Below are 22,441 nucleotides of genomic sequence, written 5' to 3' on the forward strand. Positions count from 1 at the left end.
TTCTCATGCACGCCCCATCAATGATCTCCATGCTGAGCCTTCCCCAAAATATTCTTCGCCACCGGCAGGGGGCATGCGGTAAAAGTTCGCTGCCAAGGAGAGCCAACGCATGAGTGCGAATTCACGACAGACCTGGGTGCTCGCCACCATCTTGACCTGCTTGGCCAGTGCGTCGTTCTTGCATGCGCAGGCTTTTTTCGCGCCGTCGGCACCTCCACCAGAAGCCCTGCCGGCGGATCAGATTTTTCCGCGTGGACGCATCTTTCCCTTCATCGGCTTCTCCGGCAAGGCGCAGTGGCAGAAGGACAATGGCTACACCGTCTTCGGCCCCGTGTATGGAGATGAGGCCAGCCAAATGGAGGCACTGGCAGAAGCGAAGGCCGCCGGGCTGCCATTTATCTTCAGAGTCGGACTGGAGATGAATTTTCTCGGCAAAGGCGGCGGACAGCCTGTGGCGATGAAGGCCGAGGATGTGCGCCTGGCCATCTCAAAGCAGGCTGCTGCTGCCATGACCGACCCGGCGGTGTGCTGGTGGTATGTGACTCCGGAGGAACTGCGCTACTGGGTTCCTGCTGAGATAGAGTATCTCGAAGCGGCTAGAAAGGCGCTCGCCACCGACCCGCAGAAGCGCCCGATGTGGATGTATGAACCCAACAGCCGCGACGCGGCGGCTCTCGCACTCACCGGCAGGCATCAGGACATCATGGGAAAAGGGTTCTACACGAACTACGCCGGCTTCAAGGACGACCGCGTGTGGATTCGCTGGTCGGCGGAGCAGGAAATGGACGCATTGAAAAAACTCGGCCGCAAAAACGGCCTCGCCCTCGTCATGCCCGAACTCGCCGCCGATCCCGAGCCTGCGGATGAGCCGCTCATTCCGGTCTGGGCGCGGCATGATGTCTATGCAGGCCTCATTCACGGCTGCAAAGGCGTGGCGATCTGGTCGCTCTTCAAACGGCCCGAGGTGACGAAGACGCATGAGGCCTGGATGACTGCCTACGCCAGCGTGGCGAAGGAACTCACCGGCCCGAAGGCTCTGGGCCAGGTTTTCCTCTTTGGAGAACCGAGGAAGTCGCTGGCGCTCACGCAAACAGCCGGCCCGGCCACCGTGGAGCTTCTGCTCGGCAAGGCCCGCGGCGAGGAGGCCACCGACATCTCCGCCAGCGACCGCCGCAAGTTGACGGAGAAATTCCCCGCCTTCTCCAGTGCCGAGCTGGCCTACGGCACCGCGCGCTACCTTTTCCTCACGAATGACACCGCCAGCCCGCTCATCATTGAGATCAAGGGTTTCCCCAAGGGCTGCGAGATCGCATCTGTCTTTGATGAGAGCACTCAGGAAAGCAGCACAGGCACCTTGGTGCTGAAACTGGACAAATGGGGAGCCGCAGGACTGCGCTTCTCCGCGCCTGGACCCACACCAGCACAGCGTTGGAAAAGCACCGATGGCCGGGAGATCGAGGCTCGATTCGTCCGCCTGGAGGGTGAGGATGTGCTGCTGGTCAGGGAAGGGCAGTCTCTCAAGATCCCCCTCGTCAAGCTGGCTGAGGAGAGTCAGGAACTCGCCCGCAGGCTCGGATCCTCCAGATGAAGCTCATTGTACAACCTGCCGAAGTATGAAGCACACACACACCACCCCCACGCAGATTTCCATCGCCAGCGGCGTGGGTTTTGCGCTAGGATTTTCACGACAAGGAATACCCGCGCATGAGCACTGATTCCCGCCCCGCCTCCTCTCACGCAGGTTCGCAACCCGGCGGTGGGTGGACTCCTCCCACCGTGGAGCAACTCCAGGTGCTGCTGCCGCAGTATGAGATCGTCTCCATGCTGGGCCACGGCGGCATGGGCGCGGTGTACAAAGGAAGGCAGAAGTCGCTGGATCGCGTGGTGGCCATCAAAATTTTGCCGCCGGGGCTGGAGAACAGCGATGCGAAGTTTGTGGAGCGTTTCCAAAATGAGGCGCGCACGATGGCGAAGCTGATGCACCCCGGCATCGTGGCTGTGTTCGACTTTGGCGAGACGGCGGAGGGCCAGCTCTATTTTGTGATGGAGTATGTGGATGGCACGGACGTGGCAAAGATGATTCAAAGCAGCGGCAAGCTGCCGCAGGACTACGCGCTGGCCATCACGGCCCATGTTTGCGATGCGCTGGCCTACGCGCACGGGTTTGGCGTCGTGCACCGCGACATCAAGCCCGCGAACATCCTCGTCAACATGCAGGGTCAGATCAAGGTGGCCGACTTTGGCCTGGCGAAGGCCGATGATCCTGCCCAGAGCAGCGGATTGACGAAAACCGGCTACGCCATGGGCACACCGGACTACGTCTCGCCCGAGGCGCTGATCATGGGCAGCAGCATTGATGGTCGTGCCGATCTCTATGCCATCGGTGTCATGCTGTACCAGATGCTCACGGGTGAAATCCCGCGCGGCTTGTTCCAAATGCCGAACATCCGCACCAAGGGGGAGACGGACCCGCGCTTCGACGCTATCATCAGCAAGGCGATGCAGACCGACCGCGAGTCGCGCTATCAGACCGCCTCCGAGCTGCGCCGCGCACTCGACGTGATCCTCACTACGCCGCACATCAAGCAGGACGCTTCTCAATCTGTCGCCGCTGTGCCGCAGCAGGCCGTGGCCGAGACGCCAGGCAAACGCTCCGCTGTCGCAGCCAAACCGGCGGTGAAGGGGCCGAAGCCGCCGCAGGAGGCACCGCCAAATCAGAAAGCAGAGATTGGAAAGGCGAAATCAAACACCGGCCTCTGGATCGGGATTGCCGCCGCAGCGGTCATCGTCATCGGCGGGGTCATCTTTTTCACCAGCGGTGGCAAGCCGAAGCCTGTCACCGCCTCGGCACCCGCTGCCGCTCCGACAACTCCCAAAACCCCGGAGCCGCCGAAGCCCAAACCTGCGCCACCGGCCTCAACTCCAGCGCCGAAACCTGCCGCTGGCGCTCAAACGAACTCGGCAGGCTGGACCGACGGCCTCGCCGAATGGGTGGCGGTGCCGGGGAATGTGCAAGGTGGAATCATGAAGGAGGAGGCGGGAGCGTGGCGCATCGTGAAGGGGGAAAGCGTCAGGTTTGGTCCGAAAACGCCCGGTCGTTTTTTGGCGAACGTGGCGGTGCGCATCACGATCCGCGATATGAGCAACAAAAACTTCGCCATCCACCTGCGTGGTCAAGGCTCGGCAAAAGGCGGGTATCAAGCAGGGTTTGGGAGTTCGGGGCGCTCCGACATCTTCCTCGAAATGCCAGGGGCGAAGCGGACTGCATTGGGCAACTTTCAGGTTCCCGCCGGTTTCGTTGCCGGCCCCCGTCACGTCATGGAGTTCCGTGCGGAGGGTGATGTGCTGACGACCACCTTGGACGGGCAGACGACAGGCTCTGTCAAAGACGCCACTTTCGCCTCGGGTGGGATCTCGATCTCCGGTCTAGGCTTGTTGATCGAGAAGATCGAATACCGCGATCTCGGCAGTGCGCCTGCCGTGACTGCGGTGGTCTCATCCTCACAAGCCGTTGATGGCGGTGTCTGGGCGGACGCTTTGGCGGAGTACTTTGCGAAGACGACGACGGACGGGCGGCTCGTGCAGGAGGTTGGTGGTGCGCGGGTGATGGCGAATGGCGGCACGGGCTTCACCGGCAGCAGGCAGTTTTTCACCGACATGAGCCTCCGCGTCACCGCGCGGGGCGGGAATGAAGGACACCCGCCGTATTGGGGCGCGCTGCTGAGTCATGGGCAGGGCAAGGGATACGGTGCGCGTATCAACCCCAAAGGCACGGCCGAGCTGCGTTTGCACATGCCGACTGGAGGCGGCAGCAAGGAATTGCAGAGCTTCAAGCTCCCGGCCGGATTCGACTACGCCGCGCGTCACACGCTGGAGTTCCGCGCCATCGGTGATGAACTCACCTTCATCCTCGACGACGTGAAACTCGGCTCCGTGCGCGACAGCACGCTGACCGGCGGACGATCTCCCTCGTTCGACGGCTCCGTCGGCGGCCTCATCGAAAAATTTGAATACAAGGCCATGCCGAAACTCAGCGGCTCCCCCGCGCCCGCAGATGGCGGCGGGCCGTGGTCGGATGCCATCGCCGAATGGATGGCCAATCCCGGCAACGCGAGCAGCGGCAAATTGAAAACCGAAGGCACCGGTTGGCGCGTGGAGAAGGGCGCGAGCATTGAGATCAGCACCAACCGGCCCGGCAGAGCCATGGCGAACGTGGCCGTGCGCACCACCTGGCGGGATGCCACGGCCTTGAGCATCAACTTGCGTGGTCAAACCACAGGCGATGTCTATGGAGCTACCCTGTGGGACAGCGGCGCGGCAAAAATTCTGGTGACTGCGGACAAGAAGATTACCGAACACCCTGGAGCGAAGCCGCCAGCGGGCTTCAAGGCCGGAGAGAGCCACGCCCTGGAATTCCGCGCTCAGGGCGATGTGCTGACGATGCTGGTGGACGGGCAGGTGACCGGCTCGGTCAAAGACGCCACCCTCACCTCCGGCAAGTGCGTCGTGATCCCCTCAAGTGCTTGGGTCGAGAAGATCGAATATCGCGAGCTGCCTGTGCTGTCTGTGGCATTCCCACCAAGTGGGTCCAAGGAATCCACCGCCACAGTTCTTGCCACCCCGGTGGTTCCTCCAGCGGCACCACCGCCCGCCCCATCAGCCGATCCCAAACTTATCGCGCTGCTGCAAAACTACACGAAGGCGATCACGAATGGCCTGTCAGCAGCCGCGCCCGCTGACAAGCCCGCGTTTGAAGCCGAACTTGCACGCTTGAAGAACAACGCGCCGCTGCCCGACGCTGCGGAAGATGCGAAGCTGCCCGCCGAGCTGAAACGCCTGCGTGGGATTTTACGCGGGCAGTTGAAGTAGGCGGACAGTGCCGTGAAGTGGAATAAGATCAAGCCGCTGTCCGACGTCGGCGGAAAATCAGGGTGATTCCACCGCTGGCAAGCAGCAGCAGACGGCTGGGTTCCGGCACCCCCGAGGTGGTGATCACGAGGCTGAAATTGTCGGCGGCGGAGCCCTGGGTGTCGCCGGCGTACATGTGGAAACCGGAGGCGGTGATCGTGGGCTCGAAACCCGGGCTGTTTGGAGAAACGCCAGGGGTTTCAAACGGGTTCAATGCTGCCATCACCTGGGTGTTGTTGATGTAGGCACTCAGCAGGTTTGTAGCGTTGTCGTAGTCCAGCTTCAGGTTGTTCAAGCCACCGGCCACAAACCCTGGGGCGGAACCCGCCACTCCATGAGCCAGGATGTCCTGGGAGTTGAAACCGTAGTGATGACCCAGAACCCACCATTCGCCGGTGTTCATCAGCCGCAGGGTCATCTGCCCCGAGTTCCACTCAGCCGAATCAAAGAAGTAGGGATTGTTCAAGAAGCTGATGGATGACCAGGCCAGATCTGTGGTCAGATTATTGACCAGACTGACATCCAGCGAGAGAACCGCCCGCTCACTTGCCCCGAGCGTTTGATCCACCCAGGCCAGGCGCGTTGTAGGTGCATTGACGTCATCGCCAGCAGGGCCGGCCAGGATTGTGCTGCCATTGGCATAGTAGCCGCCGCCGTTCGGGCCTGACGCCGTCCAGGCATAGCTGCCGCTGCTGGCGAATTCGGCCGTATCGCCATTGAGCGGGCCGCTTCTGGTGAAGGAATCCGTGATGGTGACAGCCGCGTTCAGAGGCAGGCTCGCCAGCGGGCCGAACAGTGAGAAGGCAGCCGCCAGCGCGCCTGCGCCGATGCGTGGGGTGTGGTGGAGTGTTTGCATGATTTGTGAGGGGTTGAATGATGAACTGACAGGAGAAAAGGGTTCTGTTTTCAGGTGAGGATCAGCGTCTGCGGCGCAGGATGAGGCCGACAATTCCCAGAGCGGCGAGCAGTGCACGCGAGGGTTCGGGCACGCTGCCGAGCACCAGTTCGTCCAAGCTGGTGTCCGAAACACGCAGTTCGTCGAACTGCCCGTTGGTGGCGAAGTAGCTCTGCATCATCATCAGCCCGCCGTTGGCGAAGGCTGCGCTGCCGGTGATGGTCCGGGTGGCGCGCTGAAGCACATCCGTGGCACCGGAGCCGAGCGAGGCGGAGTTCAATTCGGCCTCAGTGAGGCCGCCCGTGATGAAACTGTCATACTGGCTTTCTCGCAGCAACCACATGGTGGCATCCTGGCTCACGGATGAGCCCCCAAGGTTGGTGACTTTGTAGAGCGCAAGGTAGGTTTCGTTCGCAGAAATGGGGGTGCCGGATGCATAAGTGTAGGCACCCCCGGTGATCACGCCTCCATTGCTGCTGGCGTAGCCATCCGGCTCGATGGCATATTGTGCGCTGGCGCTGGCCAGTCCCATGCTGGTGCCCTCGAACACCGAATACAGCCCGGTGAAACTGGGGCTGGAGGTTTTGAAGAGGTAGCTGCCGTAAAGGGTGCCGGTGATGGCCGCAGTGTGTGCACGGCCAGCGTTGATGAAGCCGTCACCGTTGGCGGATAGCATGGCACTGCCACCGCTGACGCCGAGCGTACTGAATGTCAGACCTGTGGACTGATAGGCTTCGTTAAACGTGGGCGAGCCGGTGTACGTGACACCTTGAGTGGCCCAAGAACCACCCCAGCCTGATCCCGCAGTGCCCAGGCCTGCGAGGCTGCTGTTGGAACCGCCGTAATCGAAGGATTCCTGGATGACAATCGCGGCATGACCGTCCTGGGCGGACAGTGTGAGCAGGGCGGCCGCCGCAAGGGCGAACCTGGTGGTGGATGCTGTTTTCATATTGGCAGTGGTGGTCCTAGTTTCATCCTCCCGGGCGGGTCGGAGAAAAATCGACTGGTGGTTGAATCAGGTCTTGAGCTTGTGGTGAAAGAGGTTTGGCAGGCTTTGCAAAAAAGATGTCATGCAAAGCGTCTGCGGCGCAGGATGAGGCTGGCGAACGCCAGCGCGGCGAGCAGCGTGCGTGAAGGCTCTGGGACACTGCCGGTGATGCTCAAATCATCCCAGGACGCGGTAGTCTTGGCACCACCAAAAAACAAATGGCTGTTCGTGCCATTGATGAACGGGGCCGTGGTGGAAATATCGGCGACGGTGTAGGTCATGTCCGAGCTGAATAATCCAGTGTAATCCCTGTCGAGATCAAAAGTGAGCGCATCATTGGCCTTGGTCAGCCGGATGCGGTGTGTGCCGGGGCTGGTGCCCAGAGCGTAGAAATTTTGCTGGAGTATTGTGGCGGGACCGCTGCCAGTCAGCGTGGCCGCATCCACGCGTCCTCTGTTGTCGTCAAGACCGCCGACGAAATCCGGGCTGTGAATGCGCAGGTAGAGCGAGTCTTGCGGCTCGTTGCCATAGCCGGAATTCCCCAGTCCGGAACCCAGTCCGACGAACATCATGGAACTCGAATCATTGGGTGAATTGAGAGTGATTTCAAAAACGAAGTCCGCATTGATGTAGTCACCCGAAATCGTGCTGATGTAGGCCCGGTCGGCCGCGCCAGACGAGGTCGTTTTGTGGATCGTGCCACCGGAGATTGTGTAAGCACTGAGGGGATCCTGAAGGTTCGCGTTCAGGCTGCCGCTAAAATCTTCCGTGAAGAATGCAGTGGCGCAGACTGGGGTTGCAGATGTGCCGGCTAACAGCAGCATGGCGGCGAACAGATGGTGGCGGAAAGGTGGGGTCATAAATTTTAAGAGCGCGACGTGATTCACGATTTACGGCGACGGCAAAGCAGCGCTCCCGCTCCCAGAAGGAGCAGCACCGCCCGCGAAGGCTCCGGCACGGCATAGACGACGCCGGAAGCACTGCTGATGCTGGGCGAGCTGACGAGCGTGTTGGAAGGAAAGTCATAGACCTCAATGCCGACGAGCGTGAGCTGGACATTGCTGGCGCTGGCGGAGTCGCTGGTCGCGCCGGTGTCGCCGCCATAGCCGGCGGAGCCTTCCAGGCTGATATTGAAGCTGAACGGCGTGCCAAAGGTGAAGTCGCCGGTGGTGACGCTGAAATCGGTCAGCGCGAAACCGATGAGGCCAATATTGGAGTGTTCGGTTCCGACGCGGGCGAAGAAGTTCCCGTTCACATCGCCGTTGACGGCGTAAGTGCCTGTGGCTACGGACGAGCCTCCTCCATCCGCAGCAGCCAGCGAGCCTGAGAGTGTGAAGTACAGCTTCAGAGTCCCTTGGCCGGAGCCCAGAATCGTGAGAGAGTCCACCCAGCCTGCCTTTGAATGAGAGTTCACGTTCTCATCACTGACGCCGCTCGCCGCCGTGTTGACCAGCAGGCTGCCAAAGTTTGCCGTGGCGGTCGAAGACGTGGAGTAGTGGGTGAGCGATCCATTCAACGGCCCTGTGGCCTGCGTCACGGCCGCCGGGTCGGTGTTGTCGGTGAAGGGAAACGGCGGCGCTGTCACATCATTGTAGGATGCGCTAAAATCCACCAGCACACTCGCGGCATGCATCATCTGTGGCTGCGCCAGCAGGAACAGGCCCGCAGCAGCCATCAGAAGCACACGACTTGTCTTCATGGGGCGGATGATCTGAAATTGGGCGTCGTTGTTCAAGATTATTTTCTGATGAGGATGAATTATTCTGCCGCGCCCTGGTGGCTTTCACCACAGGGCTGCACAGAACGTCTCGGAATCCGCCTCGTCTTGTTTCGCTTGCCGGGGAAGAAATCTCCCGGACTCTGCCAGAACTCTCCGCCGTCATGAATCCCGCCCTGTTTCGCGATGATCGCCGCAGCCGTGACACGCTGCTGGGCGTGGCGTTTCCCACCACGCGCTGGAGCCTCGTCTTGAGCGCCCAAAAGGACGGGGCCGAAGCCGGCCGGGCCGTGAACGAGATCTGCCGCCGCTACTGGTATCCGATCTACGCCTACCTGCGCTGTCGTGGCTTCTCACGGCCGGACGCGCAGGACATCACGCAGGGCTTTTTTCTGAAGATCGTGACGGGGGGCTTCATTCAAAACGCCGATCCATCACGCGGACGGCTGCGCAGCTACCTGCTGGGCGGGCTGGGCCGCCACCTTGCCGATCACCTGCGCCATGAGAATGCCGAGAAGCGCGGTGGGCGTGCCATCGTGCTGCCCTTGGAATGCCAGAACTCTGAGGAACGCTACGAACGGGAACTCATCGAGCACCGTGATCCCGAAACGATTTACCTGGCGGCCTGGGCGCGCGAATTGATCGAGCGTGTGCGTGCAAAACTCCGGGTGCATTATGAACGCACCAGACGTGGGGACATATTTGAGGCCCTGCATCCCTGCCTTGGCATGGATGAGGACGCCACGCCCTACCTTGACCTTGCCCGGCAGTTCAATGCCAGCGAGACCGCCATGCGCCTCCAGGTCTTCCGCCTGCGCCGCCGTTTCGGCAAAATGCTTCGGGAGGAGGTCGCCGAGACGGTCGAAACTCCTGCCGAACTCGAAGAAGAGCTCGACTGGCTCTCCAAAGTGCTGCGGGGCGGCTGAGCAGTTCTATTTCCGCGTGATCTCCACGATCACCGCTTTCTGCGCGTGCAGACGGTTCTCGGCCTGGTCGAAGATCACATCAGCGTGGGCTTCCATGACTTCGTCCGTGATTTCCTTGCCGCGATACGCGGGCAGGCAGTGCATGACGATGGCGTTCGGTTTGGCGTGCTTCAGGAGGTCGGAGTTGATCTGCCAGGGCTTCAAAATCTCGATGCGGTCGGCGCTTTCGGCCTCCTTGCCCATGCTGACCCACACGTCGGTGTAGAGCACGTCGCAACCTTTCACAGCCTCGGCCGGATCATCGACAACGCGGATGGTGCCAGTGGGAACGCGCTGCATGAAGGTCTCCTGCGGTTGGAAGGCCTTTGGCGCACCAATGACGAGTTCAAAGCCGAGTCTCGCGGACGCCCAGATCCACGAGCGGGCCACGTTGCAGTCGCCATCGCCGAGGAAACAAACGCGTTTGTCCTTCCAGCCACCCAAACGTTCCTGGATGGTCTGCAAATCGGCCAGGATCTGGCAGGGATGCTCGTCATCGGTCAAAGCGTTGATCGTGGGAATGCCGCTGAACTGCGCGAAATCCACCACGTCCTGCTGCGCGAAGGTGCGGATGACCGCGCCATGAATCATGCGGCCCATGACGCGGGCGGTGTCTTTGATCGGTTCGCCGCGGCCAAGTTGAATGTCCGCGCCGGAAAGAAACATCACCGAGCCGCCCAGTTCACGAATGCCGACTTCAAAGCTCACGCGGGTGCGTGTCGATGACTTGGTGAAGATCAGCGCCCATTGCTGCCCGTTGAGCACTTGTGGCGATGCGGTGCGGTCTTTTTTCAGCACGCAGGCCAGATCGACGAGCTTCTCGATCTGCGCGCCGCTGAGTTCTTCGATGGAAAGGAGGTGTTTCATAAAGCTAAGGGCAAAGGGCTAAGAGCGTAGGGTCAGAGCAACTGATCGAGGGCGGCTTTGAAGATCGACAGACCTTCCGCCGCGTGCTGCGCCGTGATGTTCAGCGGTGAGAGCCAGCGGACGACGTTCGGGCCGGCGGGCGTGACCATCATCCCGGCATCCAGCAGCTTTTGCGCAAGGAAGATGGACGGCAGCTTGCCGCCGGATTTTGCCGAGATCGCCTCGGCGTTGAGTTCAAAACCGATGAACAGGCCCAACTGCCGCACTTCCTTGATGAGAGAATGATTCCAGCCGCGTGCAGATGTCGCGATGGCCGCGCCGCGTGTTTTGGCATTGTCGCAGAGCTTCTCATCCAAAATCGTGCGCAGCGTGGCGATGCCGACGGCGCAGGCGAGCGGTGAGCCGCCATACGTCGTGCCGTGCGTGCCCGGGCCGAGCACCCTGCTCAAATCGCGGCGATCATTCACCCAGAACGAGCCGAGCGGAAAGCCGCTGCCGATGGCTTTGGCCCAACTGATGCCGTCGGGTTGAATTTCATCGCCAGGGATGATGCTGCGCCAGCCGGCCATTTCGCCAGCGCGGCCAAAGCCGCACTGCACTTCATCCAAAAGCAGCAGAATATCCTTCTCGCGGCACAAACGTTGAGCCGCACGCAGAAACTCCGGCGTGACGGCATTTACACCGCTTTCGCCCTGAATCGGCTCCAGCAGAATGGCGACGGTTTTGTCCGTGATCGCTGCTTCGAGGGCCTGCACATCGTTGAACGGTGCATAAACAAAGCCCGGTGGCAGCGGACCAAAGCCACCGTGAATCTTCTCCTGCGCCGTGGCGCTCATCGCACCGAACGTACGGCCATGGAAGGAACCGGTGAAGGTGATGATTTCGTAGCGTCCGCCGGTCTGCTGGCCGTATTTGCGGGCGAGCTTGAGCAGGCCTTCATTCGCCTCCGCGCCGCTGTTGCAGAAGAAGCACTTTCCGGCAATGCCGACGCACTCTTCGACCAAAATCCGCGCCAACTCGCCCTGCTTGTCGATGCAGTACCAATTTGAGACATGGATGAGCGTGTTCGCTTGCTCCGTGAGCGCTTTCACGACCGGTGGGGGGCAATGACCGAGCGGGCACACGGCCACACCGCCTGCGAAGTCGAGATACTTCTTCCCATCGCGATCCCACACATAGGCACCCTCGCCACGCACCGGCCACACGTTGTAGCGGCCATAGTTCGGCAAAACAAACTCCTGCATCAGTTGATCACTCGTTCTCATCTCGTTCTTCGTGTCTAAAATCGCTCTGCCACTTCACAAATGAATCTCCGTGCCAATCCCGCCATCGGTGAAGATTTCGAGAATCAGCGCATGCGGCAGACGGCCATCAATGAGATGCACCTTGCCCACGCCACCACGCAGCGAGTCGAGCGATGAATCGACCTTCGGAATCATTCCGCCGCTGATGATGTTCTCCGCCTTCAGTTTGGCGATGGAGGCCTCGTCGAGGCTCGGAATGAGTGTCGTGTCGTCCTTCGGATCGCGCATCACGCCGCGCACATCGCTCAGGAAAATGAGCTTGGTGGCCTTGAGCCGTTTGGCGAGGCCACAGGCGGCCAGATCGGCGTTCACGTTGAGCGTTCTGCCGGAGGCCAGTTCGCGGGCCACGGGTGAAACGACGGGAACGAACTCACCTGCGACTGCCGCCTGGATCAAACCGAGCTTGCAGTCATTCACCTCGCCGACCCAGCCGAGATCACCCTTCATTTTTTCGCCAAGGAAGACTTCGGTACCGGGAATGCCCACGGCCTTGCCGCCGAAAGCGTTGATCTTGCTCACGATCTCCGGGTTGATCACGCGGGCGAGTGTCTCCTCGACGATCTTGATTGTCTCGTCGTCGGTTACGCGCATGCCGTTGATGAATTTGGCTTGAAGACCGGACTCGGTCATCGCCTTGGAGATCGCCTTGCCTCCGCCGTGCACGATCACGGGGTTGATGCCCACGGCTTCGAGGAAAACAACGTCGCGCAGAAAGCTATCGACTTGTACAGGGTCTTCCATCGCGCTGCCGCCGACCTTGATCAGAAACGTGCAGCCACGAAAGCTCTGCATGTAAGGCAGGGCTTCGAGAAGTACGGCGGATTTGGTGATTTGGGTATCGAGGGAATTCATCGAAAGGGGAATGAATGCGTGCAGCGATCAAGCAAAGCCCTTCTGGCGCTTCGCATGTACGGCGGCGGAGTATTCGGCGCTGTTGAAATCGACGTACTCCTCGGAGAGGTCGCTTGTATAGACGGTGTAGCCGCTGGTGCCGAGATTGAGGTCGATGGTGACGGTGAACTTCGGCTCTTTGACGACCTTCTCCATCTCCGCGACGGGTGTTTTGGTCACAAGGCCGCCTTTGCAGGCCTGCAAACCGCCGAAGTAGATGTCGATGAGTTCTTCACGAATGCGCGCGCCAGAATAACCGACGGCGTGAATGATGCGGCCCCAGTTCGGGTCGCAGCCATGGAAAGAGCACTTCACCAGCAGCGATTTGGCCACCGCTTCAGCAGCCTTGCGGGCATCGCCGAGCGTGCGGGCATTGCGCACGCGAATTTCAACGAACTTGGTCACGCGCTCGCCGTCGCAGACGATCATCTTCGCAAGTTCGAGCATTACCTTGTGCAGGGCGCAGCGGAACAGCTCGCCTTCGGGCGTGTTCTTTTTGATCAAGGGCACGTCGCTGGCGCCATTGCTCATCACGATGACGGTGTCGTTCGTACTGGTGTCACCGTCGATGGTGATGCAGTTGAAGGACTTCTCCACGGCGTAGCGCATGGCACGGTGCATTTTATCCTTGGCGACTTTCGCGTCCGTGGTGATGAAGCAGAGCATCGTGGCCATGTTCGGACAGATCATGCCGGCACCTTTGGCGATGCCGCCGATGCGGAAGCTGCCTTTGCCGCAGGGCACTTCGATGGCGAAGGTCTTCGGCTGCGTGTCGCTCGTCATGATGGCACGCATCGCGTCTTCGGAGCCTTTGGGGTTTAGCTTGGCAACCACATCGGGCACTTTGGGAATGATGCGTTCAATCGGCATCGGCATGCCGATGATGCCCGTCGAGCAGACGAGCACCTGGCGCATCTTCACGCCCAGTTCTTCCGCCACGGCCTTGGTCATCGCCTTGGCGTCTTGAATGCCCTGCACGCCGGTGCAGGCGTTCGCGTTGCCGCTATTGGCGATGATGGCACGCGTGTCGCTGTCCTTGATGTGCTGCTGGCACACGCGCACGCAGGCGGCACGGACTTTGTTCGTCGTGAACACGGCATCCGTGACGGTCGGCGAGTCGGAAACGATGAGCGCGAGGTCGAGACGCGTGGCATCGGGGTTCTTGATGCCGCAGGTCACGGCACCAGCACGAAAGCCCTTGGCGGCAGTGACACCACCGGAGACGATTTTGAATGGAACGCGGCATTCGCGCTCGTCATGAGCTTTGACGGCCATATCAGATGTTGAGAAGGCCTGCGGTGGCCTCGAAGCCGCAGATCAGGTTCATGTTTTGCACGGCCTGGCCCGAGGCGCCTTTGCCGATGTTATCTTCTGCACTCATCAAGATGAGTTGTCCTGCACGGGCATCGTAGGACCAGCCGATGTCCACGAAATTCGTGCCGGTGACGTTCTTCGTGTCGGGAGATTGGTTCACGCCGAGCAAACGCACAAACGGCTGCGTGTCATACGCGGCATGCAAAGCCGCGCCGATTTGGTCAATCGTCACACCGGGCTGCAACTGGGCAAAAATCGTCGTGCAGATGCCGGAGTGCGTGGGCATGAGATGCGGCACAAAGGAGAGCTTCACCTCGCGACCGGCGGCGAGGGCGAGTTCCTGGCCAACTTCGCTCAAATGACGATGCAGCGGCACGCTGTAGCTGCGCACGCTGTTTTGCACTTCGCAGAAGAGCAGGGGGATGCTCTCTTTGCGACCCGCGCCGCTCGCACCGCTCATGCTGGCGACGGAAAGCGGCGAATCGGCCAGCAGACCGGCTTTGAGCAGTGGAATGAGCGGCAGCAGGATGCTCGTGGGATAGCAGCCGGGGCACGCGATGAGCCGCGCGGTCTTGATCTGCTCCGCACGCACCTCGGGAAGCGCATAAACCGCCTCATCGAGCAACTCAGGCGCGGGATGCGCATGACCGTAAAATTCCTCATAAAGCGCGGCGCTGCGAAGGCGGAAGTCGGCGCTCAAGTCGATCACCTTCAGGCCGAGCTCGAGCAACGGTTTGGCATATTCGACAGAAACACCATGCGGCAGCGCCAGGAAGGCGATCTCGGCTCCCGCAGCTTTCAAAGCGGTCGCATCGGGCGCGGTGAAAGTGAGTGAATCGGCCAGACCGACGCCACGGAAGCGCGGAAACTCTTTTGACAGCGCCTTGCCGGCCAATGACCGCGAAGTCACCGCCACCAGCTCGGCGTTCGGATGGCGCAGCAGGAGACGCAGGAGCTCGGCTCCTGAGTAACCACTGGCTCCAACGACGGCGACTTTGACGGGTGCGGACATAGTGCGGGGGGCGGAGTATGAGGGGTCGCAAGATACGTGCAACCCTGAAAAAGATCATTTCTGGGCCTTGCGCAGCACGCATCGTGCCGCTTGTCAGCGGGCCTCGCCTCGCGCACTATCTGCGCCCCCACATGAGCGACTCCACGCCCGAAACACCCGAAGCCGACCAGCCGAAGACTCCCACCACGCCGGAGGAGATCACGCGCAAGCTGGAGGACTTCATCAAGAACACGCTGGGCGGCCAGGTGCTCTTCACGCGTGTGGACGGGCCTGGCGCACGGCGTGAGCAGGAAAGCGGCGAAAAATCCGGTGAGGAGCCTCAGGAAGACAACGAGGAAGCTTTTGAATTCCATTACAAGCCCGCCGACATCAAAGCGCATCTCGACCGCTTCGTAATCCGGCAGGACGAGGCCAAGAAGGTGCTAGCCACGGCGGTTTGTGATCATTATCACCACGCGCAGATGCTGCGTGAGGACCGTGAGTCAGACTCGACCGGCCCACGGCTCGAATTCTCCAAGCAGAACGTCATCATCATCGGTCCCACGGGCGTGGGGAAGACCTACCTCGTCAAACACATCGCTGATCTCATTGGCGTGCCGTTTGTGAAGGCGGACGCGACAAAATTCAGCGAAACCGGCTACGTCGGCGCGGATGTGGACGATCTGGTGCGTGACCTCGTGGCGAAAGCGAACGGCGACATCGACCTGGCCGAGCACGGCATCATCTACCTGGATGAAATCGACAAGCTGAGCAGCGGGCCGGAAAAACTGGGCCGCGATGTGAGCGGGCGCGGCGTGCAAACCACGCTGCTGAAACTCATGGAGGAGACCGAGGTGCCGCTCTACGCGCCGAATGACATCCGCAGCCAGATGCAGATGATGTTCGACACGCGCAAAGGCCGCACCGGCCGTGAGGTGGTGAACACGCGCAACATTCTGTTCATTGTCAGCGGTGCTTTCAGCGGCCTCGACAAGATCATCGAGAAGCGTACGAACCGGAAATCCATCGGCTTCGTCTCTGCTGGTGACTCAAAATCAACCGCTGCCGAGCATCTGTTCCGCGAGGCGCGCACGAAGGACTTCATCGACTACGGTTTCGAGGCCGAGTTCATCGGCCGCCTGCCGGTGCGCGTGGTGTGTGATCCGCTCAGCGCGGATGACATGTTCCAGATCATGAAGAACTCCGAGGGCAGCCTCATCCGCCAGTATGAGCGGGAGTTTGCCGCTTACGGCGTGAAGGCTGTCTTTGAAGATGATGCGTTGCGTGAGATCGCCAGCCGCGCCGAGGATGAAAAAACCGGCGCGCGCGGCCTCGTGACCGTCTGGGAGCGTGTGCTGCGAGATTTCAAATTTGAAATGCCCAGCCTCGGTCTTCCGGAACTGCGCATTGATGGCGCGTTGGTCAAAAATCCCGAGCAAGTGCTCGCCCAATGCCGCACGCAGGCAGCCACCTTTGCTGTGGAGCTCGGCGTGGCGCATGCGGACGAGATCAAGGGCTTCGCCGAACGTTTTCAGCGTGATCACGGCTTCACGCTCGATTTTGACGCGTCCGCGATCGCGGCGATTGCCGCCAGGGCGCAACGTGAAGGCGCGCATGTTGACGTGATGTGCGAGAAGCTCTTCAAAGACTACCCATTCGGCCTGAAGCTCGTCACCCGCAGCACGGGTGAGACGAGTTTTGCCCTCTCCGCCGACGCGATAGCCAATCCCGACAAGTTTGTCAGCGATCTCGTCGTCAGCGCCTGCCGTCAGCAGCCGCCACCTGCTTCCAACATCATCGACATCACTCCCGACTCCACCGCCCATGAATCGTAATCATGCCGCCGCCATGTTCATCGGCGTGCTCATCTGCATTCCGCTGCTGGCCCTGTATCACTTCGGCTTTTTCCAAAGCACGGCGGACTGGTTCGCGGGGCTGTATGCGCGCGGCTTCATCCTGCCGCAGGGCGGTTTGAAGCAGCTCGTCTGGCTGCAATACGGTTACTACACGCTGATGGCGTTCGTCAGCGCCTGGGTGTGCCTCGAAATGCTCTCGCAGTGGCGGCGCTTTGCCTTTCTGCTCGGTGGAACCTTTCTCACCGTCACGTTCTCCTGCATCATGGCGATGAGCGGCGTTTTGTTCGAGCCGGTGTCGGGTTCGCTGGCGATGTGGTTTGCTGGAATCGCGGGCATCGCCGTCAGCGGCTCGGTGGACGGCTACCGCCGTCATGTGATGCGCGAGTATTTCGTCGGCAGGCTTTCCACGCGGCTCTTCGAGGAGCTGGCGGATCAAAACAATCCCACAAAAATGACGGAGCGCCGCGAGATCACCGTGTTGACCTGCCGCCTGCTCAATCACGTGGAGATCGCCACCAGCATCGAGCCAAAGTTCTTCGAGGAGATGGCCGCGCATTTCCAGCGCAGCGTGTCGGAGTTCCTCATCGCCCGTGGAGCTTATCTGGATGATTGCGACGCCCGTCAGGTGCGCGTGTTCTTCGGTTTTCCGCTCACTGACGAGCATCACGCGCTGCACGCCGTGCAGGTGGCCGCGGTGCTGCGCACGCATCTGGCCGCGCTGAGTCGCGAGATTGAGTTTCGCTTCGGCAAGCGGGCGCAAATAGGCGTGGCATTCAGCAGCGGACCGGCGGTGTGCGGGCTGTATGGCGTGAGCCACTTTGAGAGTTTCAGCGCCGTGGGCGATGTGATCGATTTCGCCACCCGGCTCTGCATTTTGAACTCCGAATACGGTAGCAAGGTGCTGCTCAACGCCCGCACTTACGCTCTGGTGAAGGACAATGCCGAGGTGCGTCCGATGGAGATGGTCAGCGTCTCCGGCTCCAGCCAGATGAGCGAAGTTTATGAACTGCTGGCTGAAAAAGGCACGCTCACCGAGCAGGAGGGTCGTGCCCGCGATGCCTTCTGGCAGGGCGTGGTGCAGTATCGCAAAGGCGATCTGAAGCAGTCGCTCGAAAGCTTCAAGAACGCCACCATTGAGGACCGCGAGGATGCGCCGCTGAAATACTTCATCGAGCGAGTCGAGACAGCCTTGAAGGACAAGGCCGTTCCTGAGAAAGAAACGCCGAAGCACGCGCGCAAACTTGCCGCCACCTGATTTCTCGTCGTGCGCATCGACTATCCACCTGCCATCCAGCGCCTCGTCGCCCAGCTCAAGTCGTTGCCCGGCCTCGGTCCGCGCAGCGCAGAGCGCCTGATGCTCTGGCTGCTGCAGATGCGCGAAGATCGCATCACCTCGCTTTCAAACACGCTGATGGAGGCGAAGGAGCGCATCATTCCGTGCTCCGACTGCGGCTTTTTCATTGAAAACGACAGCGCCTGCCTGCTCTGCCACGATCCCCGTCGCCAGCAGCGGCTGCTTTGCGTCGTCGAGCAAGCCGCCGACGTGCTGCGGTTGGAGCGCAGCGGCGCGTTTCAAGGTTTGTATCATGTGCTCGGCGGACGGCTCTCGCCGCTCGACAACGTCACGCCTGAAGACCTGCGCATGGAATCGCTCGTGAATCGTGTTCGTGATCTGCACACGGAGGAGGTCATCATCGCCCTCGGTTCCGATGTCGAAGGGGAGGCCACGGCCAGCTACATCGCCGATCTGCTACGACCCGCCGGCATTGCCATCACCAGGCTCGCCCAAGGCATGCCCGCAGGCGGCGGCCTCGATCATGTGGATGAGCTCACGCTTTACCAGGCCTTGCACGGGCGACGGAAGATGGGCTGGGAAGCAAAGAGTTAGACACGTCAAATCCAATCTCGACAAGAGACGGCGGATGGGTAATAAGCCATCCTCGTATGGTCCAATACCACCTCGCACGCAACGGCCAGCAGCTTGGCGTTTTCTCCGAAGATGAAGTCCGGTCCGGCATGACCACCGGTCAGTTCCTGTCCGATGACCTGCTGTGGTCCGAGGGAATGTCAGACTGGGAGCCTGCGGGCGGGCGCTTCCAAGCCGCAGTAGTTGCACTGCCGCAAAGTCCGGCGGTGACCGACTCTACAGCCTACAACCCCTATGCTGCTCCGAAGGCGAATGTGCTGCCCGCCGCCGCCGCGAATGTCCAGCTTGCGTCCCTGGGCAAACGCCTCGGCGCATTTTTGCTGGATGCCTTGGTGGGCATGGTGGTGATCGGTGTTCCTTATTTTATCCTCATGATGGAGCTGGGTGCTGGAGGGAAAAGTGGGCAGGAGCCCGAGTTTACTCCCACAGCCATTGGCTCGTTGGTGTGTTTGCTGCTGGGAGGTCTTGGGCTGCTGGTCATCAACCTTATGCTGCTCACCACCCGGGGGCAGTCTCTTGGCAAGATGTGGCTCGGCATCCGCATCGTCAGCCACCCGGACGCCCAGTTGCCGGGCTTTGTGAGGGCGGTGTTGCTGCGTGCTTTCGTCAACGGTCTCATCGGTGCGGTGCCATGCCTCGGAGGCATCTATTCCATCGTGGATGGGTGTTTTGTGTTTCGCGACGACCGTCGCTGCATCCATGATTTGATCGCCGGCACGCAGGTCATCGAGGGCAATCCGCCCAAGGCTTGAGTTTGTTCACGCCAGTCCCAGTGCCGCGACCTCATCCTCATCCAGGCCGAGGTAGTGTCCGAGTTCGTGGAGAAAAGTGATGCGCACTTCGCTGCGATAGGTGGCCAGATCGCCATTGCAGTCGTCCCACAGGTTGTCCAGGAAGAGTCGGATGCGCGGCATTTCATCCGGCGCGGCGGGCAGGGGATCGCAGCGGGCATTGCCTTCAAAGAGACCGAGCAGATCGGGATCGAGATCTTCGTCGATGTCGATCAGCGCATCCATCTCGCAGAACTCGATACGGCAGTCGGCTGCTTCAGTGCGAATCTGCTCAGGCAATGAGAGCAGGACGGACTTCACCACGCTGGTGGCGATGGATTGGAGACGTTCGTAGCGCATGGATCACTTCTTCGCGGTTTGCGGCTTCTTTTTGAGCGTTTCGATCTCCTTCTGCTGATCCTCGGCCTTCTTCTGGAGCTGCTGCACGCGGTCCCAGAGGTTTTTGAGGTCGGCGGGACTTTCGAGGCCGGCGCGGATGTCTTGCGCGGCCTTGGCAGAGGCCTCACGCACGGGATCGATGCGGTCACCGCCGCTGATGGCGAGCAAGAGATCGAGCAGGCCGAGCGCTTTCGGATCACGCAACGTGCCGAGCGCCTTTGCGGCGGCCACGCGCCAGTCGCGGCGTGGGTCGCTGAGTTTCTCGGCGAGGAAATCGCGCACCGCATCGCGATTCGGATTCGTTGGGCGACGTGCGAGGAAGGCGAGCGTTTCGAAGGCGGTGCTGGCATCGCGTCCGCGCAGCTCGTGCGGTTGTTGCAGTCGTGTGAGGATGGCAGGCACCGATGATTCGTCATCCTGCGCCCGCAGAGCTTTGATGGCAGCCAGTTCGAGGCTGCTTTGATAGCTGGAGGCGGCGAGATGCTTCTTCAAAGCCTCGCTGACCGTCGGCTCGCCGGGTCGTGCGCTCCAGGTCTCGATGAGGGTGGCAAGAATGGCGGGATTTTGCTCGCTCTGGGCCATCTTCCACAATGTTTCGCGGGATTCAGGCGTGTGGAGGCTGGCGAGAGCTTGAACGACGGCTTTGCGTGTTGCGGCGTGTTTTTGATTCGCGCTGCTGGTGATCAATTCAGCGCGTGCTTCTGGTTCACCGAGCTTCGCGAGCACTTTGGCGGCTTCGCTGCGCACCGCATGAAATTTGTCCTCGCGCAGGATTTTGCCGAGTTTGGCGATGTGTTTGCGATCCAGCGTCCGCACGGCCAAAAGACGGCCGATCAGGTCGGATTCGAGCTGTTTGTCGAGCATCGGACCGGGCTGTGTGAAGCTGATCTTTGCCAGCACGGTGAAATCCGGGTCGATGCGCACGAGTTCCGGCTGCGCGGGCAGCGTGAAGTGGAAATCCTCGACCTCTTTGCTGACATCCATCAAGAAGTGCAGCGGCTCTTTCTGCCCAGCCACTTTGAAACTCACCGGCAGCGGCACACGGAACAGGCGCACCTGATCGCTGAGTTTTTGCGTCTGCCGTACGGTGATTTTTGCCAGTTTGGAGGCGGCATCCCAATTGTGATCGATTTTCAGTTCAGGCACGCCGCCGTGGTGCAGCCATTGATCGAAGAACTGGTCGAATGACAGGCCGCTGACCTCCTCGACGACATCCTGTAAATCATCCGTGCTCACGATGCCGCTGTGATGGCGTTCGAGATAGGTTTTGATGCACTTGCGGAACAAATCGGGGCCAAGCTGGCTGCGCAGCATGTGCAGCACCCACGCGCCCTTGGGATACGCCCGATTGTCGAACTGCTGCATGGGGTCGCCGTAGTCGCGCCAGACGATGGGCCGTGTGTCGTTAGCGCCGAAAACTTCCTGCGCCTCCAGCCAGAGCGAGTATTTCATCGCGTCGGCGCCGAGTTTCTGCTCCTCGTAAAGGATGGTGTAGTAGCTGGCGAAGCCCTCGTTCAGCCACAGGTGCGCCCAGTCGCGGCAGGTGACGAGATCGCCGAACCACTGGTGCGCGGTCTCGTGCGCGTCGAGACGATGCAGCGTGCGCAGCTCCTCCGTGTCCGCGTTGAAGAGCATGTCGGACGCTTCGAAGGTGCAACTCGTGTTCTCCATGCCACCGGCCAGGAAATCGAGGCAATAGACCTGCCAGTATTTGTCCCACGCGAAAGGCACGCCGATCTCCTTTTGGTAAAACTCGATGATCTTCCGCGTGTCGGTGAATGCGTTCGCTGCTTGCGCGGCATGCGAGGGCGGCACGAGCATCGCCAGCGGCAGTTTGCCCGCCTTGTCCTCCAGCTTGTGAAAATTACCTGCCGCGAGTGCGATGAGGTAGTTCACATGCGGCTGGTTTTGCAGCCAGTGAAACGTGACGAGGTCCTGACCGCCGGGTTTCTCGCTTTGCAGCGTGCCGTTGGAAACGACCTGCATGCCCTTCGGCACATGGCAGATGACCTCGCTGGTGAAGCGCTCGTTCGGGTAGTCGTAGCTCGGGAACCAGAAGCGATGCAGCTCCGCCTCCCCCTGGCTCCAGACTTGCGTGTCACCTGCCTTGTAACCCATCTCCGGGGTGCGGAAATAAAGCCCGTGCTCGGGCTGCGCCGAATACTTCACGGTCAGCGTGACTTCGGCCTCGGGTGCGATGGCGGAGGCGAAAGTGACGATCAGTTTTTCATTCGTCACCTCATGCTCGGCCACCTTCGCGCCTTCGGCCTTCACTTCGGCGATGTTCAAATCCACCGCGTCGAGCTCCAGCTTCGCCAGCGGCAGCGCGATGGGCTTGAACCGCAACGTCGCCGTGCCGGAAACGGTGCGTTTGGCGAAATCCGGCATCACATCGAGCTTCAGATGCAAAACATCGACACGTCGATCCCGCGCATACTTCCGACCGGCGATGAGCTTGATCGGCTGCGGCAGCAGATGCTTCTCACAATGTCGGCAGTCGAAGGAATCAGCAAAAGCGCTCGAAACGAGCAATGCGGCGGCGAGAAAGAGGTGATGGAGACGCATGACGGCGGCGAGCATCCCCGGCTCGTGCTGGCATGGCAAGAACAAACCGGAAGGAGAGCCGGTGCATCTTCGTATTGGCCTCGT

General features: G+C 60.7%; 18 protein-coding genes. 7 read left to right on the forward strand and 11 right to left on the reverse strand.

Annotation, left to right across the window (positions count from 1 at the left end; all coding sequences use genetic code 11):
- Nucleotides 1-109: 109 nt before the first annotated feature.
- Together U1A53_RS10670 and U1A53_RS10675 are read left to right on the forward strand one after the other, a co-directional pair.
- Entirely contained in the window at nt 110-1,588 is a 1,479-nt protein-coding gene (locus U1A53_RS10670; RefSeq protein ID WP_322280741.1) for a hypothetical protein, read from the forward strand.
- A gap of 116 nt (nt 1,589-1,704) precedes the next feature.
- On the forward strand, nt 1,705-4,869 hold the full coding sequence (locus tag U1A53_RS10675) for a serine/threonine-protein kinase (protein ID WP_322280742.1): 3,165 nt from the start codon (nt 1,705-1,707) through the stop codon (nt 4,867-4,869).
- Nucleotides 4,870-4,897: 28 nt separating this feature from the next.
- Here U1A53_RS10675 and U1A53_RS10680 read toward each other — a convergent pair whose 3' ends face one another.
- The 4 genes from U1A53_RS10680 to U1A53_RS10695 all read right to left on the reverse strand — a co-directional run bounded on the left by U1A53_RS10680 (nt 4,898) and on the right by U1A53_RS10695 (nt 8,490).
- Nucleotides 4,898-5,764, reverse strand: a complete 867-nt coding sequence (locus U1A53_RS10680) for a PEP-CTERM sorting domain-containing protein (RefSeq protein ID WP_322280744.1) — start codon at nt 5,762-5,764, stop codon at nt 4,898-4,900.
- 61 nt (nt 5,765-5,825) lie between these two features.
- Nucleotides 5,826-6,752, reverse strand: coding sequence for a PEP-CTERM sorting domain-containing protein (locus U1A53_RS10685; protein ID WP_322280746.1), 927 nt, complete (start codon nt 6,750-6,752; stop codon nt 5,826-5,828).
- A gap of 119 nt (nt 6,753-6,871) precedes the next feature.
- Complete coding sequence (locus U1A53_RS10690; RefSeq protein ID WP_322280748.1) at nt 6,872-7,615, reverse strand: hypothetical protein; 744 nt, start codon at nt 7,613-7,615, stop codon at nt 6,872-6,874.
- Nucleotides 7,616-7,674: 59 nt separating this feature from the next.
- Nucleotides 7,675-8,490 (reverse strand): PEP-CTERM sorting domain-containing protein, encoded by an 816-nt coding sequence (locus U1A53_RS10695; protein ID WP_322280750.1) that lies wholly within the window; start codon nt 8,488-8,490, stop codon nt 7,675-7,677.
- A gap of 182 nt (nt 8,491-8,672) precedes the next feature.
- On the opposite strand from U1A53_RS10695, the gene U1A53_RS10700 reads away from it, so the two are divergent.
- Nucleotides 8,673-9,434: a hypothetical protein gene (locus tag U1A53_RS10700; protein WP_322280752.1), complete on the forward strand. Its 762-nt coding sequence runs from the start codon at nt 8,673-8,675 to the stop codon at nt 9,432-9,434.
- A gap of 6 nt (nt 9,435-9,440) precedes the next feature.
- Here U1A53_RS10700 and argF read toward each other — a convergent pair whose 3' ends face one another.
- The 5 genes from argF to argC are packed head-to-tail and all read right to left on the reverse strand — an operon-like array spanning nt 9,441 to nt 14,861.
- Entirely contained in the window at nt 9,441-10,340 is a 900-nt protein-coding gene (gene argF / locus U1A53_RS10705; protein WP_322280754.1) for an ornithine carbamoyltransferase, read from the reverse strand.
- A gap of 32 nt (nt 10,341-10,372) precedes the next feature.
- The gene (locus tag U1A53_RS10710) at nt 10,373-11,605 is read right to left on the reverse strand and encodes an acetylornithine/succinylornithine family transaminase (protein WP_322280756.1); all 1,233 of its coding nucleotides are present in this window, start codon (nt 11,603-11,605) and stop codon (nt 10,373-10,375) included.
- A gap of 33 nt (nt 11,606-11,638) precedes the next feature.
- Nucleotides 11,639-12,496 (reverse strand): acetylglutamate kinase, encoded by an 858-nt coding sequence (argB, locus tag U1A53_RS10715; protein ID WP_322280757.1) that lies wholly within the window; start codon nt 12,494-12,496, stop codon nt 11,639-11,641.
- Nucleotides 12,497-12,523: 27 nt separating this feature from the next.
- The gene (gene argJ, locus U1A53_RS10720) at nt 12,524-13,810 is read right to left on the reverse strand and encodes a bifunctional glutamate N-acetyltransferase/amino-acid acetyltransferase ArgJ (protein ID WP_322280759.1); all 1,287 of its coding nucleotides are present in this window, start codon (nt 13,808-13,810) and stop codon (nt 12,524-12,526) included.
- A 1-nt stretch (nt 13,811) separates the two neighbouring features.
- Nucleotides 13,812-14,861, reverse strand: a complete 1,050-nt coding sequence (argC, locus tag U1A53_RS10725) for an N-acetyl-gamma-glutamyl-phosphate reductase (protein WP_322280761.1) — start codon at nt 14,859-14,861, stop codon at nt 13,812-13,814.
- Between the two features lie 131 nt (nt 14,862-14,992).
- On the opposite strand from argC, the gene U1A53_RS10730 reads away from it, so the two are divergent.
- From U1A53_RS10730 to U1A53_RS10745, 4 genes are read left to right on the forward strand one after another with little or no spacing between them, the layout of a single operon-like run.
- Nucleotides 14,993-16,675: an AAA family ATPase gene (locus U1A53_RS10730; protein WP_322280763.1), complete on the forward strand. Its 1,683-nt coding sequence runs from the start codon at nt 14,993-14,995 to the stop codon at nt 16,673-16,675.
- Nucleotides 16,665-17,951, forward strand: coding sequence for an adenylate/guanylate cyclase domain-containing protein (locus U1A53_RS10735; RefSeq protein WP_322280765.1), 1,287 nt, complete (start codon nt 16,665-16,667; stop codon nt 17,949-17,951). The genes U1A53_RS10730 and U1A53_RS10735 overlap by 11 nt, the downstream gene beginning before the upstream one ends.
- A 9-nt stretch (nt 17,952-17,960) precedes the next feature.
- Nucleotides 17,961-18,584: a recombination mediator RecR gene (recR, locus tag U1A53_RS10740; protein ID WP_322280766.1), complete on the forward strand. Its 624-nt coding sequence runs from the start codon at nt 17,961-17,963 to the stop codon at nt 18,582-18,584.
- Between the two features lie 56 nt (nt 18,585-18,640).
- The gene (locus U1A53_RS10745; RefSeq protein ID WP_322280768.1) at nt 18,641-19,375 is read left to right on the forward strand and encodes an RDD family protein; all 735 of its coding nucleotides are present in this window, start codon (nt 18,641-18,643) and stop codon (nt 19,373-19,375) included.
- A 6-nt stretch (nt 19,376-19,381) separates the two neighbouring features.
- Here the strand turns inward: U1A53_RS10745 and U1A53_RS10750 are convergent, their stop codons facing one another.
- Entirely contained in the window at nt 19,382-19,753 is a 372-nt protein-coding gene (locus U1A53_RS10750) for a metallopeptidase family protein (RefSeq protein WP_322280770.1), read from the reverse strand.
- Between the two features lie 3 nt (nt 19,754-19,756).
- Nucleotides 19,757-22,357 (reverse strand): M1 family aminopeptidase, encoded by a 2,601-nt coding sequence (locus tag U1A53_RS10755; protein ID WP_322280772.1) that lies wholly within the window; start codon nt 22,355-22,357, stop codon nt 19,757-19,759.
- Nucleotides 22,358-22,441 lie beyond the last annotated feature (84 nt).

The organism is Prosthecobacter sp. (assembly GCF_034366625.1).
Lineage (GTDB): Bacteria > Verrucomicrobiota > Verrucomicrobiia > Verrucomicrobiales > Verrucomicrobiaceae > Prosthecobacter.